Below are 12883 nucleotides of genomic sequence, written 5' to 3' on the forward strand. Positions count from 1 at the left end.
GCATGACGTCGCTGGACCAGGCCCGGGAGCTGCTGCGCGAGTTCCCGGTCGTCGACGGGCACAACGACCTGCCCTGGGCGCTGCGCAAGCAGGTCGGCTACGACCTCGACGCCCGCGACATCGCCGTACACCAGAACGCGCATCTGCACACCGACCTCCCGCGGCTGCGCGAGGGCGGTGTCGGTGCGCAGTACTGGTCGGTGTACGTCCGCTCGGACCTGCCCGACCCGGTGCCGATGACGCTCGAACAGATCGACTGCGTACGGCAGTTGCTGGCCCGCTACCCGCAGGAACTGGCGCCCGCGCTGACCGCCGCGGACATGGAGTCGGCGCGCGCGGAAGGCCGTATCGCCTCGTTGATGGGTGCGGAGGGCGGGCACTCGATCGCGGGCTCCCTCGGCACGCTGCGGGGGTTGTACGCCCTCGGCGTCCGCTACATGACGCTCACCCACAACGACAACGTGGCGTGGGCGGACTCGGCGACGGACGAACCGGGGGTCGGCGGGCTGTCGGCGTTCGGCCGGGCGGTCGTGCGGGAGATGAACCGCGAGGGCATGCTCGTCGACCTCTCGCACGTGGCGGCGACGACGATGCGCGACGCGCTGGACACGTCGACGGCCCCGGTGATCTTCTCCCACTCCTCCTCCCGGGCCGTCTGCGATCACCCGCGCAACATCCCGGACGACGTGCTGGAGCGGCTGCCCGCCAACGGCGGTGTGGCGATGGTGACGTTCGTGCCGAAGTTCGTGCTCCAGGCCGCCGTGGACTGGACGGCCGCCGCCGACGACAACATGCGCGCGCACGGGCTGCACCACCTGGAGACCACCGAAGAGGCGATGAAGGTGCACCGCGCCTTCGAGGAGCACCACCCGCGCCCGGTCGCCACGGTCTCCACGGTCGCCGACCACCTCGACCACATGCGCGAGGTCGCGGGCGTCGACCACCTCGGCATCGGCGGCGACTACGACGGCACGGCCTTCACCCCCGACGGCCTCAACGACGTCTCCGGCTACCCGAACCTGATCGCGGAACTGCTCGACCGCGGCTGGTCCAAGGCCGACCTGGCCAAGCTGACCTGGCGGAACGCGGTACGGGTGCTGGGCGCGGCGGAGGACGTGGCGCGGGACGTCCAGGCGACGCGGGGGCCGTCCAACGCGACGATCGAGTCGCTGGACGGCTGACGAACGGGTGGCCGGTACGGCGCGGGAGCGGCCACTCCCGCGCCGTACCCCGAACGCCCCGCCCACCAGGAAGCCCCCACGTCGGCGTGCGACGGTGACCGTATTGCCGTAACGACGTACGGAGCCCGCCATGGCCGACCTCCAGGACCAACTGCATGCCACGACCGAGGTCGGCGAGCTCGACGACTTGGTCCATGAGCCCTTTCCCGCCGGGCCCTTCCCGCCGGACAGCGCGGAACCGTACGACCCCGTCTCCGACCCGGCCGCGGCGCCCCTGGAGCGCGCGCACGCCATCCTCGCCGCGCACCCGGTCGCCGACGGCTACAGCGGGCTGCCGTGGGCGCTGCGGCATCTGCCGTGGTTCGACCTGGAGCTGGGGGAGAGTTCCGTGGACACCGATGTGCCGCGGCTGCGCGAGGGGCATGTCGGCGCGCTGTTCTGGTCGCTGCACCTGCCCGAGGGGCTGGCCGGGGACCGGGCGGTCGGCGCCACCCTGGAGCAGCTGGACCTGGTGAACACGGTGGTCCGCGCCCACCCCGAGGGCCTGCGCCTGGCGTACACCGCGGGGCAGACCACCGACGTGCGCAACTGCGGCCGTATCGCCGTGCTGCTGGGCCCCGCCGGAGCCGCCGCGCTCGGCGACTCGCTGGGCATCCTGCGTTCGCTGCACGCGCTGGGGCTGCGCGTGCTCACGCTGTCCGGGGTGTCCTGGGCGAGCGAGGCGGGGCTGACCCGGTTCGGCGAGGAGGTCGTCCGCGAGATGAACCGGCTCGGGGTGCTCGCCGACCTCTCCGGCGCCTCCGAGGAGACGATCCGCCGCGCGCTCGCGGCCTCGAAGGCGCCGGTGCTGTTCACCCGTTCCGCCGCCCGCACCCTGCGCCCCCACCCGGCGAACCTCTCCGACGGACTCCTCGCCGCGGTCGGCGCCGCCAAGGGCCTGTGCATGGTGCCGCTCACCGCCGAGCAGACCGGCCCGTCCGTCCGGGACGTCGCCGACCACCTCGACCACGTCCGCCGGGTCGCGGGCCCGGAGTCCGTCGCCCTGTCCGGCACCTACGACGCCGGCACCGCCCACCCGCAGGACCTCGCCGACGCCTCCTGCTACCCGAACCTCTTCGCCGAGCTCCTCCACCGCGGCTGGTCCGAGCCCAACCTCGCCCTGCTCAGCTGGGGCAACGTCCAACGCGCCCTGCGCAGCGCCGACTTCACGGCCCACGCCGCACAGCAGCGCCGCGAGCCGTCGACGGCGAAGATCGCCGAGCTGGACGGGTAGATCTTCGGCTAGTGGTCGATCCGGCAGAGGCAGAAGGGGTGCCCTGCCGGATCGGCGTACACCCGGAAGTCCTCCTTGTCCTGCCGCTCCAACAGCCGCGCGCCGAGCGCCAGTACGGCCTTCTCCGCCGCCTCGATCTCCTCCCAGGTCGACCCGGCGTCGAAGTCGAGGTGGAACTGCTGCGGCCGGTCCGTGCGCGGCCACTCGGGCGGGACGTACTCCGTCACCCGCTGGAAGGCGATCCGCGGCCCGTCCGGGATGTCGAGGACGACCCACTCCTCGTCGGCGGCGCGGGGCGTGCCGCCCAGGACGCCGCCGTAGAAGCCGGCGAGCGCGAGCGGGTCCGGGCAGTCGATCACGGTGGAACGGAAACGTACGGCAGTCATGGTGACCTCCTCGGTCAGCAGGCGCAGAGGCAGAACGGGTGCCCCGCGGGGTCGGCGTACACCCGCCAGCTGCGCGAGCGGTCCTCGGTGTCCAGCGGGGTCGCGCCCAGCGTCAGGACGCCCTTCTCGGCCGCGTCCAGGTCCTCTACGGTCAGGTCGAGATGGAACTGCTGCGAGTCGCCGGGCGCCGGCCACTTCGGCGGTACGTGCCCCGGTGCCTCCTGGAACGCCAGCGACTGTCCGCCGGGCACCCTCAGATCCACCCACTCTCCCCCTCCCTCCACTTCGACGGTGCCGCCCAGGACCCCGGCGTAGAACGCGGCGAGCGCGCGCGGGTCGGGACAGTCCAGGACGACGACACCCAAGTCGGCGATGGCCATGACGGACTCCTTCGGGTTACCTATACATGGCTTGAGTCAGTAACGGTTACCTCATGCTCCCGTATAGGAGGTAACATCGCAAGCATGAGTGAGAGAGTTTCCGCGCCCGGCGACCTGGCCCTGATCGAGGACCTGGTGAACACGCTGGACATCGAGGCGGGCACCGACGCACTCGACACGGAGGTCGGCCGGGCCCCCTTCGGACTCACCGCGCACCAGGTCCCGTACGCCCGCGAACTCCGCGAGTCCCTGCGTGCCACCCTGCTCGCCCACGCGGGCCACCCCGCGCACCAGGACGTGACGCCGCTCGGCGAACTCCTCGCGCGTGCCCCGCTGTTGATCGCGCTCGACGCCCGTGACGGTTCCGCCCGGCTCACCCCCGCCGACACGGAATCCCTGCTCTCCCGCGTCGCGGCGGCGATCGCCCTGTCCCTCGTCGCGGGTACCTGGCCCCGCCTCAAGGCCTGCGAGGCCCCGACCTGCCACTGGGCGTACTACGACCGCAGCCCGGCGGGCCGGGGCCGCTGGTGCTCGATGGCGGTGTGCGGGGCGCGCGCGAAGATGCGGCGTTACCGGGCCAAGTAGCCCTTGCAGAAGGCGACTTGGGCGGTCACGACGCCGAGTGCAGCCCAGTGGTGCAGAATGCAGCCAGACGCCGGTCCGGCCGACTGAGCCTCGGCCGGACCGGCGTCGCCTGCCTACGCCCGCGTCATGCGGTGGGACGGCCCATCGCGCGGAACGTCCAGCCCGCCTTCCGCCACAGCTGCGGGTCGAGCGCGTTGCGCCCGTCGAGGACCACCCGGGCGCGTACTGCCTCGCCGAGCGTCGCGGGGTCCAGCTCCCGGAACTCCCGCCACTCCGTCAGGTGCAGGACGACATCGGCGCCCCGCACGGCCTCCACGGCGGTGTCGGCGTAGCCGAGCGTCGGGAACAGCCGCCGGGCGTTGTCCATGCCCTTCGGGTCGTACACCGTGACCTGGCCGCCCTGGAGGTGGATCTGGCCGGCGACATTCAGCGCGGGGGAGTCGCGGACGTCGTCCGAGTCCGGCTTGAAGGCCGCGCCGAGCACGGCGACCCGCTTGCCCAGGAAGGACCCGCCGCCGAGCGCCTCGCGCGCCATCTCGACCATCTGGCCGCGCCGCCGCATGTTGATGGAGTCGATCTCGCGCAGGAAGGTCAGCGCCTGGTCGGCGCCCAGCTCGCCGGCGCGCGCCATGAACGCCCGGATGTCCTTGGGCAGACACCCGCCACCGAAGCCGATCCCGGCCCGCAGGAACTTCTTCCCGATCCGCTCGTCGTGCCCGATCGCCTCGGCCAGCTTCACGACATCGCCGTCCGCGGCCTCGCAGACCTCGGCCATCGCGTTGATGAAGGAGATCTTGGTGGCGAGGAAGGAGTTCGCGGCCGTCTTCACCAGCTCGGCGGTCGGGAAGTCGGTCACGACGAACGGCGCTCCGGCCGCGATCGGCACGGCGTACACCTCGCGCAGCAGCTTCTCGGCCCGCTCGCTCCGTACACCGACCACGATCCGGTCCGGACGCAGCGTGTCCTGGACGGCGAACCCCTCGCGCAGGAACTCCGGGTTCCAGGCCAGCTCGGCGTCCGCACCGGCGGGGGCGTGCGCGGCGAGATAGGCGGCCAGCCGGTCCGCCGAACCGACCGGCACGGTGGACTTGCCGACGACGAGCGCGGGGCGGGTGAGGTGCGGGGCGAGCAGCTCGAAGGCCCGGTCGACGTACGACATGTCGCAGGCGTACTCGCCGTGCTTCTGCGGGGTGTTCGTGCACATGAAGTGGACGTCGCCGAACTCCGCGACCTCCGCCCAGTCCATGGTGAAACGCAGCCGCCCGCTGGATCCCTCGATACCGGCGACATGCTTGCGCAGCAGCTCTTCCAGCCCCGGTTCGTACATCGGGACCTCAGCCCGCTGGAGCATCGCGATCTTCTCGGGCACGACGTCCAGACCCAGCACCTCGAAGCCCAGTTCGGCCATGGCCGCGGCGTGCGTGGCGCCGAGATAGCCGGTGCCGATCACGGTGATCTTGAGGGCCATGGATGCTCCAGAAGGTCTACGGACGGATGCGCGCCCGAGCATAGTCGGACGCTCTGACGGGCAACTTTCCCCTGTCGCCAAGCTCACGTATCACTCCCGTGGGCGGGCCCCTAAAATTTGGGTTACTTAACGGTAATTAGCGCCGTCATCACAGCGTCCTTGGAGCGTGAGAGACCTTGGCCGGATCGGCTGACTTCGACCTGTACCGCCCGTCAGAGGAGCACGACATGCTCCGCGACGCGATCCGCTCACTGGCCGAGGCGAAGATCGCGCCGTACGCCGCAGCGGTGGACGAGGAGTCCCGCTTCCCGCAGGAGGCGCTCGACGCCCTGGTGGCGAACGACCTGCACGCCGTCCACGTGCCCGAGGAGTACGGCGGCGCGGGCGCGGACGCGCTGGCCACGGTGATCGTGATCGAGGAGGTGGCCCGGGTCTGCGCGTCCTCCTCCCTCATCCCCGCGGTGAACAAGCTGGGCTCGCTCCCCGTGATCCTCTCCGGCTCCGAGGACCTGAAGAAGCGGTACATGACGCCGCTCGCCAAGGGCGACGCGATGTTCTCGTACGCCCTCTCCGAGCCGGACGCGGGCTCGGACGCGGCCGGCATGAAGACGAAAGCGGTCCGCGACGGCGACCACTACGTCCTCAACGGTGTGAAGCGCTGGATCACCAACGCGGGCGTCTCCGAGTACTACACGGTGATGGCGGTGACGGACCCCGAGAAGCGCTCCAAGGGCATCAGCGCCTTCGTCGTCGAGAAGTCCGACGAAGGTGTCTCCTTCGGCGCCCCGGAGAAGAAGCTCGGCATAAAGGGCTCCCCGACCCGCGAGGTCTACCTCGACAACGTCCGTATCCCGGCCGACCGCATGATCGGCGCCGAGGGCACCGGTTTCGCCACCGCGATGAAGACCCTGGACCACACCCGCATCACGATCGCGGCGCAGGCCCTCGGTATCGCGCAGGGCGCCCTCGACTACGCCAAGGGCTACGTCAAGGAGCGCAAGCAGTTCGGCAAGCCGATCGCCGACTTCCAGGGCATCCAGTTCATGCTGGCCGACATGGCCATGAAGATCGAGGCCGCCCGCCAGCTGACCTACGCGGCGGCGGCCAAGTCCGAGCGCGGCGACAAGGACCTCACCTTCCAGGGCGCGGCGGCCAAGTGCTTCGCCTCGGACGTGGCGATGGAGGTCACCGTCGACGCGGTCCAGCTCCTCGGCGGCTACGGCTACACCCGCGACTACCCGGTCGAGCGCATGATGCGCGACGCGAAGATCACGCAAATATACGAAGGAACGAACCAGGTTCAGCGCATCGTGATGGCGCGCAACCTGCCGTAACGGCGAATGCGGAAGGGGGCCCTTGGTGGACAAGGGCCCCCTTCCGCATGTGACCGGTCGTGTCAGCTGCCCGAGACGGTCACCTTCTGGTCGTTGTTCAGCTCGTTGACCAGTGTCTTGACCTTCGCCTTGTCCCAGAGGAGGTTGCCGCCGGTGGAGCCGGAGATCGGCATGTTCATCGAGGTGCCGTCGCCGCCGCTGACGCCCTTCATCGCCCAGAACATGGACGCCAGGTCCCAGAGCGACATGTCCTTGTCGACCGAGAGCGAATCCAGGCCCGCGCCGAGCGTCGGGTAGAGCTTGAAGGGGTTCAGCAGGGTCCCCGGGGTCGCCACCTGGTGGGCCAGGGCGGACAGGAACTTCTGCTGGTTCTTCGTGCGCTGCAGGTCGGAGGCGGCGAACGCGTGCCGGGTGCGGACGAAGGCCAGGGCCTCCTCGCCGTTCAGCGTCTGCTTGCCCGCCTTGAAGTTGGCGCCCGAGTACGAGTCCTTGAAGCCCTTGTCGATGTCGATGGTGACCCCGCCGACCGCGTCCACGATGTCCGCGAAGCCGTTGAAGCCGATCTCGACGTAGTGGTCGATGTGCAGGCCCATGTTGTACTCGACCGTGCGGACGAGCAGCGTCGGCCCGTCCTCCGCGTACGCGGCGTTGAGCTTCTCCTGCCGGCCCGTGTTCGGGTACGTCTTGCCGGAGGAGGAGCCCACGTACGACGGGACCGTGACGTTCGAGTCGCGCGGCAGCGAGATCAGCGTGTCGCCGTTGCCGCCGACGTGCAGGATCATCATCGAGTCGGTGCGCTTGCCCGCGGCGGACCCGGTGTGCAGTTTCTTCTTCTCGGCGGCCGTCAGCCCCTCGCGGCTGTCGGAGCCGACGATCAGGTAGTTCGTGCCGTCGCCGCCCGCCGGCCGGTCGATCACCTTCGACAGGTCGACGTCGCGGTTCAGCTTGGAGTCGGCCCAGAAGTAGGTGCCGATGGTGGTCGCGACCAGCACGGTGACCACGGTGATCGCGGTCCACTTGATACGACGCCGCCAGTTCGGCGCGCGCCGCGGACCCCGCCCGTCGTCCGGCCCCTCGGGTCCGCCCGGCCCACCACCGCCGTAGACCTGGCCGGTGTTGTAGCCGTCGTACCCGTTGTTGTCGTAGCCGCCCTGGCCGTAGCCGTTCTGGCCCTCGTCATAGCCCTGGCCGCCCGTGTACGACGGCTGCGGCGGGACTCCGGCGCCGTACGGCGGGGCCTGCGGGCCGCGTCGTACCTGGCGCATCACGCGTGCGCTCTCCGGCTGTGCGTTCGCGCCACCGCGTCCGTACTCGTTGCCGCGGTTGCCGCCGGACCATCCCTCGGGCCAATCGTTCATGGGGCCCAGTGTGCAGGTAGCGGCCATGTCGTTTACAAGGGTCGTAGGAAAATCAGGGCACTGCTGTTGCGAAGCCAACACAAAGTCCGCAGATATCCGCTCGGCATAGGGTGGCGTCCATGACAGATCTGCCGGGCAAGCCGACGTCCGCCTCCCGGACCACCCTCAGCCACATCATGACCAACGCCGACACGAACCTGCTGGGGACCGTGCACGGCGGTGTGATCATGAAGCTGGTCGACGACGCGGCGGGCGCGGTCGCCGGGCGGCACAGCGGCGGCCCGGCCGTCACCGCGTCGATGGACGAGATGGCGTTCCTGGAACCGGTCCGGGTCGGCGACCTCGTCCATGTGAAGGCGCAGGTCAACTGGACCGGCCGGACCTCGATGGAGGTCGGTGTGCGGGTCCTGGCCGAGCGGTGGAACGAGTCGACCCCGGCCACCCAGGTCGGCTCGGCGTATCTGGTGTTCGCCGCCGTCGACGCCGACGGCAAGCCCCGGCCCGTACCGCCGGTGATCCCGGAGACCGAGCGCGACGAGCGCCGCTGCCAGGAGGCCCAGATCCGCCGCACCCACCGCCTGTCCCGCCGCCGCGCCATCATGGAACTGCGCGAGAAGCGGGCGGCGGAGGGCCTCGACGACTGAGGGCGGCTGAGGCCCGGCACCGGCGCCGTTACGAGCAGCCCACCTCGTCCCCCGCCACCACCCCGAACTCGCCCTGCTGCACATCCGCCGCCCGCACCCGAGTGACCTGGTTGAAGTCGCTCCCGGCGATCACCTTCAGCAGCGGCCCCTGACCCTTCACCGCCCGCAGCTCGCTCCCGGGCAGCGCCGCCGCGAGGGACTTCGCGGACCGGTCCCAGCGGGGGTCGTAGGCGACGACCGTCCGTCGTACGGCGTGGTCGGCGGCGCTCGCCGGCTGGTGCGTCGTACGGAAGCCGGTCGCCGCCAGTGCCGCGTCGACCCGCTTGCCGAGGCCGGCGGTCGCCGTCCCGTTCTCCACCTGGACCCGGATCTGCTGCGGGGCCACATCCACCTTCACGGCATTGGCGCGCGGCGCCCGGGGCACGGTCAGCGGCTTGTCGTCGCGCAGGGACTCGAAGAGCTTCGCCGCTTTCGGCTCGTCCCACTTCAGGGTGGAGCCGATGCCCTTCACGACGTGTCCCATCTGCCCGATGGGCACGGTGGTGAACTCGGAGGAGGACGGCGAGAAGGAGCGCATCGCGCGGCCGAGGTCGAGGAGTTCGTCGGTGCCGAAGCCCTTGTCGGCGCGGACCGAGCCGAGCACGGCGCGGGTCACGTCGCGGAACTTCAGCGGGTTCAGCAGCACCCCGGAGGAGGTGGCCTGGTCGATCAGCGCCGCCAGGAAACGCTGCTGGCGCTTCATCCGGCCGAGGTCGGAGGCGCCGTCGACGTGCCGGGAGCGGACGTACTGGAGGGCCTGACCGCCCATCAGGGTGTGCGATCCGGCGGGGAGATCGAGGCCGGTGTACGAGTCCTTCAAGGGTTCGGCGGTGCAGATCTTCACTCCGCCCAGGACGTCGACCGTCTTCATGAAGCTGGTGAAGTCGACCTCCAGGTAGTGGTCGATCTTCACGTGGGTCATGCTCTCGACGGTCTGCACGGTGAGGTTGGGGCCGCCCTCCGCGTACGCCGCGTTGAGCTTGACGGGGTGCGGGCCGTGGCGTTCGCCGGTGGTCCGGTCGGTGTGCGGGGGCGTCTCGGCGTAGGAGTCGCGCGGCAGGCTGACCACGCTGGCCCGCTCCCGGTCCTCCGAGATGTGCACGATCATGATGGTGTCGGTGCAGTGACAGGGGGCGCCGCCGAGGTGGTACTTGTGCCGCTCGTCCTCGGTGATCTTGTCCCGGCCGTCGGTGCCGACGAGCAGGACGTTCATGCCGTGGCCCGCCCGCGGCCGGTTCTTCATGTCCTTGAAGGGGTCGACGCGGGCGATGTCCGCGTCGAGGCTGCTGACCACCGCGTGCCCGATCCCGGCGGAGGCGAGCACCACCACGGACAGCGTCGTCGCCGTCCGCATGGCCCAGCGCGGCTTCTTCGGCCGTACGGGGGGCCGTGGGCGGCGCCGCGGTGGACGGGCGGCGGGGGAGCGGCGGGGCGGCGTGGGCATGGGGGACACCTCCGCGAGGGCCGTACGTGGGATCTTGAGCACCGTAGGCCCATACGATCTGATACCACCGCAGCCGCCCGGGCGGGGCGCGTCCGTGTCCCCCGTTCGCGGTAACGTGAGCCCCCTATGAACGCCAAGCCCGACGTGCGACTCCCCGCCGTTTCTGTGATCATGCCCGTCCTCGACGAGGAGCGGCATCTGCGCGGAGCCGTCCAAGCGATCCTCGCGCAGGAGTACGCCGGCGAGATGGAGGTCGTGCTCGCCCTCGGTCCCTCGAAGGACCGCACGGACGAGATCGCGGCCGAGCTCGTGCGCGAAGACCCCCGTGTCCACACCGTCCCGAACCCGGCCGGCCGCACACCCGCCGCCCTCAACGCCGCGATCAAGGCCTCCCGCCATCCGATCGTCGTCCGCGTCGACGGCCACGGCATGCTCTCGCCGAACTACATCGCCACCGCCGTACGGCTCCTGGAGGAGACCGGCGCGCAGAACGTCGGCGGCATCATGCACGCCGAGGGCGAGAACGCCTGGGAGGACGCGGTCGCCGCCGCGATGACCTCGAAGATCGGCGTGGGCAACGCGGCCTTCCACACGGGCGGCGAGGCCGGCTCCGCCGAGACGGTCTACCTCGGGGTGTTCCGGCGCGAGGCGCTGGAGCAACAGGGCGGTTACAACGAGGAGTTCATCCGCGCCCAGGACTGGGAGCTGAACTTCCGCATCCGCGAGGCGGGCGGCCTGATCTGGTTCTCGCCGGAGCTGAAGGTGTCGTACCGGCCGCGGCCGAGCGTGAAGGCACTGGCCAAGCAGTACAAGGACTACGGCCGCTGGCGGCACGTCGTCGCCCGCTACCACGAGGGCTCCATCAACCTGCGCTACCTCGCCCCGCCGACCGCCGTGTGCGCGATCGCGGCCGGCCTCGTGGTCGGCGCCGCCCTGACGCCCTGGGGCTTCCTGATCCCGGGCGGCTATCTCGCGGCGATCGCGCTGGGCTCCCTCCCGGCGGGCAAGGGCCTCTCGCTGAAGGCCCGCCTGCAGATCCCGGTCGCCCTCGCCACCATGCACATGTCGTGGGGCTACGGCTTCCTCACCAGCCCCAAGTCCCTTGCGAAGCGCGTCATCGCCTCCCGGCGGCCCGCGGTGCTCAGCCCGTCCAACAGCTGAGCACCGCCATGACGACGGCCCGGACCGCTACCAGACGTAGTTCGGGTCGATGTCCATGCACGCCGTGGTGTCCGAGCCGTTGAGGGCGGCGGCCGACGCCGGTGTCGTGTTGTCCTCGGCCGGTGCCTTGTACGTGGTGCCGGTGCTCCAGTCCGCGCCGACGACCAGGGTGACCCCGGAGACGCTCGTGGACTTCTTCACCGCGCTCGTCGGGATGCCGAGCGCCTTGGCGACCCGCTGGGCGTCGCCCTCCAGATCGGCGCTCGGATATCGGACGACCGTCCTGGCCTCGCTGAGGATCGCCGACGAGTCCGCCACCGCCTCCTTGAAGCCCTTGCCGACGAGGAGCTGGGCCACCGCGGTCGCCCGCCCCCGTACCGCGCTCGTCGTGCTGGTGCGGGTGCCGTTCTCCACCTGTACGGCGATCTGGTCGTCGGCGGCGGCCGGATCGGTGGACGCCTTCACCGCGGTCGTCTTCTTCTTGTCCTTGCCGTCCAGCGCGATGTCCTCACGGACCAGCCGGAAGAGCTGCGCCGCGTCGGCCGGCCTGGGCACCACCCGGCCGCTGCTGCCCGAGTACTCCCAAGGCATCGTCGTCATGGTGATCCGCTTGGTCGGAACCTTCTTCAGTTCCTTGCTCAGGTCGTACAGCTTGGCCACGGTCCCGAGACCGTTGTCGACCGTGATCGCCTTGGTGGCCGTCTCGGCGAGGCTGCGCAGCTTGCCCGGGTTGCTCAGCGTGGCGTTCTCACGCAGCTGGCGGACCATCGAGTTCATGTACTGGTGCTGGGCCTTGGTCCGCGCGATGTCGGTGTCGTCCTCGAAGCCGTAGCGCGTGCGCAGCCATTGGAGGGCCTGTTTGCCCTTGACCGGTGTAGTGCCCGCCTTCAGCTTCAGACCGGAGCCCTTGCCCGAGGACGTGTGCGAGTAGACGTTGGCCTTCACACAGACCGGCACCCCGCCGATCGCGTCCGCCATCGACACCACACCCGAGAAGTCGACCATCATGAAGTGGTCGATGTGGATGTCGGTCAGCTTCTCCCAGGTCGCCACCGTACAGCCGGGGCCGCCGCGGCCCAGCGAGTCGTTGGTGATGACGTTCGTCTCGGCCGCGTACTTCTTGCCGGTGTCCGGGTCCGTGCACTTGGGGATGTCCACCAAGGTGTCGCGCGGCATGCTCACGACCGACATGTTCGAGCGGTCGGCCGAGACGTGCAGCAGCATCTGGACGTCGGCGCGGGCCGGGGACCCGAAGGTGTCCTTCGCGCCGCCGAGCTTCTGGTTCTCCGCGGAGTCCCGCGCGTCCGAACCGATCAGCAGGATGTTCAGCGGGGTCTGCCCGGCCGCGTTGGCCTTGGACGCGGCAGCCCGGTCCTTCTCGTCCCCGAGGTTCAGGGGGTCTTTCTTTATGTTGTTGTTGAGGTGCTGGTAGTACAGGTATCCGGCGCCGGCCGTCCCGAGTATGACCACCGCGAGAACGGTCGCCGACCAGCGCAACGCCCGGCGTCTACCGCCCTTGCGTCTGCCCCTGCCACCGTCCGCCCGTCTCTTCCCGTCCGCCGGTGTGAGCGACATCGTGTCCTCAACCGCCGGCACCTCCCCACGCACGCTGCTCTGAGTCAAGTCCCCA

General features: G+C 70.3%; 13 protein-coding genes. 7 read left to right on the plus strand and 6 right to left on the minus strand.

Translation table 11 applies throughout. From position 1 onward, the window contains the following. The first annotated feature begins 2 nt into the window (after positions 1-2). Both OH768_RS31495 and OH768_RS31500 read left to right on the plus strand, forming a co-directional pair. Positions 3-1181, plus strand: a complete 1179-nt coding sequence (locus tag OH768_RS31495; RefSeq protein WP_406459192.1) for a dipeptidase — start codon at positions 3-5, stop codon at positions 1179-1181. A gap of 130 nt (positions 1182-1311) precedes the next feature. Then, positions 1312-2454, plus strand: a complete 1143-nt coding sequence (locus tag OH768_RS31500; protein WP_406459194.1) for a dipeptidase — start codon at positions 1312-1314, stop codon at positions 2452-2454. 8 nt (positions 2455-2462) lie between these two features. Here the strand turns inward: OH768_RS31500 and OH768_RS31505 are convergent, their stop codons facing one another. Further along, a complete protein-coding gene (locus OH768_RS31505) occupies positions 2463-2840 on the minus strand; it encodes a VOC family protein (protein WP_406459196.1) in 378 nt (125 codons plus the stop codon). A 14-nt stretch (positions 2841-2854) separates the two neighbouring features. Further along, entirely contained in the window at positions 2855-3220 is a 366-nt protein-coding gene (locus tag OH768_RS31510; protein WP_406459198.1) for a VOC family protein, read from the minus strand. Positions 3221-3304: 84 nt separating this feature from the next. On the opposite strand from OH768_RS31510, the gene OH768_RS31515 reads away from it, so the two are divergent. Then, positions 3305-3805, plus strand: coding sequence for a CGNR zinc finger domain-containing protein (locus tag OH768_RS31515; RefSeq protein ID WP_406459200.1), 501 nt, complete (start codon positions 3305-3307; stop codon positions 3803-3805). Between the two features lie 124 nt (positions 3806-3929). Here OH768_RS31515 and OH768_RS31520 read toward each other — a convergent pair whose 3' ends face one another. Beyond that, the gene (locus OH768_RS31520; RefSeq protein ID WP_406459202.1) at positions 3930-5273 is read right to left on the minus strand and encodes a UDP-glucose dehydrogenase family protein; all 1344 of its coding nucleotides are present in this window, start codon (positions 5271-5273) and stop codon (positions 3930-3932) included. Positions 5274-5449: 176 nt separating this feature from the next. Here OH768_RS31520 and OH768_RS31525 point away from each other — a divergent pair, with 176 nt between their 5' ends. Next, complete coding sequence (locus tag OH768_RS31525; RefSeq protein WP_262064219.1) at positions 5450-6607, plus strand: acyl-CoA dehydrogenase; 1158 nt, start codon at positions 5450-5452, stop codon at positions 6605-6607. A gap of 62 nt (positions 6608-6669) precedes the next feature. Here OH768_RS31525 and OH768_RS31530 read toward each other — a convergent pair whose 3' ends face one another. After that, positions 6670-7965, minus strand: a complete 1296-nt coding sequence (locus OH768_RS31530) for an LCP family protein (RefSeq protein ID WP_406459205.1) — start codon at positions 7963-7965, stop codon at positions 6670-6672. Positions 7966-8084: 119 nt separating this feature from the next. Here OH768_RS31530 and OH768_RS31535 point away from each other — a divergent pair, with 119 nt between their 5' ends. Beyond that, entirely contained in the window at positions 8085-8609 is a 525-nt protein-coding gene (locus tag OH768_RS31535; RefSeq protein WP_406459207.1) for an acyl-CoA thioesterase, read from the plus strand. 28 nt (positions 8610-8637) lie between these two features. Here the strand turns inward: OH768_RS31535 and OH768_RS31540 are convergent, their stop codons facing one another. After that, complete coding sequence (locus OH768_RS31540) at positions 8638-10092, minus strand: LCP family protein (RefSeq protein ID WP_406459209.1); 1455 nt, start codon at positions 10090-10092, stop codon at positions 8638-8640. 126 nt (positions 10093-10218) lie between these two features. On the opposite strand from OH768_RS31540, the gene OH768_RS31545 reads away from it, so the two are divergent. Continuing rightward, the gene (locus tag OH768_RS31545; RefSeq protein ID WP_406459211.1) at positions 10219-11253 is read left to right on the plus strand and encodes a glycosyltransferase family 2 protein; all 1035 of its coding nucleotides are present in this window, start codon (positions 10219-10221) and stop codon (positions 11251-11253) included. Positions 11254-11280: 27 nt separating this feature from the next. Here OH768_RS31545 and OH768_RS31550 read toward each other — a convergent pair whose 3' ends face one another. Continuing rightward, positions 11281-12723: an LCP family protein gene (locus OH768_RS31550; RefSeq protein WP_406459213.1), complete on the minus strand. Its 1443-nt coding sequence runs from the start codon at positions 12721-12723 to the stop codon at positions 11281-11283. On the opposite strand from OH768_RS31550, the gene OH768_RS31555 reads away from it, so the two are divergent. After that, positions 12716-12871 carry a hypothetical protein gene (locus OH768_RS31555; RefSeq protein ID WP_406459215.1) on the plus strand — a complete coding sequence of 52 codons (156 nt, stop codon included), beginning with the start codon at positions 12716-12718 and terminating at the stop codon, positions 12869-12871. The genes OH768_RS31550 and OH768_RS31555 overlap by 8 nt on opposite strands. Positions 12872-12883: the final 12 nt, after the last annotated feature.

The sequence above is a fragment of the Streptomyces sp. NBC_01622 genome (assembly GCF_045209635.1).
Classification (GTDB): domain Bacteria; phylum Actinomycetota; class Actinomycetes; order Streptomycetales; family Streptomycetaceae; genus Streptomyces.

Coding starts and splice junctions, on each gene's coding strand:
- OH768_RS31495 (WP_406459192.1), top strand. CDS start 3: ATGACGTCGCTGGACCAGGCCCGGGAGCTGCTGCGCGAGTTCCCGGTC.
- OH768_RS31500 (WP_406459194.1), top strand. CDS start 1,312: ATGGCCGACCTCCAGGACCAACTGCATGCCACGACCGAGGTCGGCGAG.
- OH768_RS31505 (WP_406459196.1), bottom strand. CDS start 2,840: ATGACTGCCGTACGTTTCCGTTCCACCGTGATCGACTGCCCGGACCCG.
- OH768_RS31510 (WP_406459198.1), bottom strand. CDS start 3,220: ATGGCCATCGCCGACTTGGGTGTCGTCGTCCTGGACTGTCCCGACCCG.
- OH768_RS31515 (WP_406459200.1), top strand. CDS start 3,305: ATGAGTGAGAGAGTTTCCGCGCCCGGCGACCTGGCCCTGATCGAGGAC.
- OH768_RS31520 (WP_406459202.1), bottom strand. CDS start 5,273: ATGGCCCTCAAGATCACCGTGATCGGCACCGGCTATCTCGGCGCCACG.
- OH768_RS31530 (WP_406459205.1), bottom strand. CDS start 7,965: ATGAACGATTGGCCCGAGGGATGGTCCGGCGGCAACCGCGGCAACGAG.
- OH768_RS31535 (WP_406459207.1), top strand. CDS start 8,085: ATGACAGATCTGCCGGGCAAGCCGACGTCCGCCTCCCGGACCACCCTC.
- OH768_RS31540 (WP_406459209.1), bottom strand. CDS start 10,092: ATGCCCACGCCGCCCCGCCGCTCCCCCGCCGCCCGTCCACCGCGGCGC.
- OH768_RS31545 (WP_406459211.1), top strand. CDS start 10,219: ATGAACGCCAAGCCCGACGTGCGACTCCCCGCCGTTTCTGTGATCATG.
- OH768_RS31555 (WP_406459215.1), top strand. CDS start 12,716: ATGACCACCGCGAGAACGGTCGCCGACCAGCGCAACGCCCGGCGTCTA.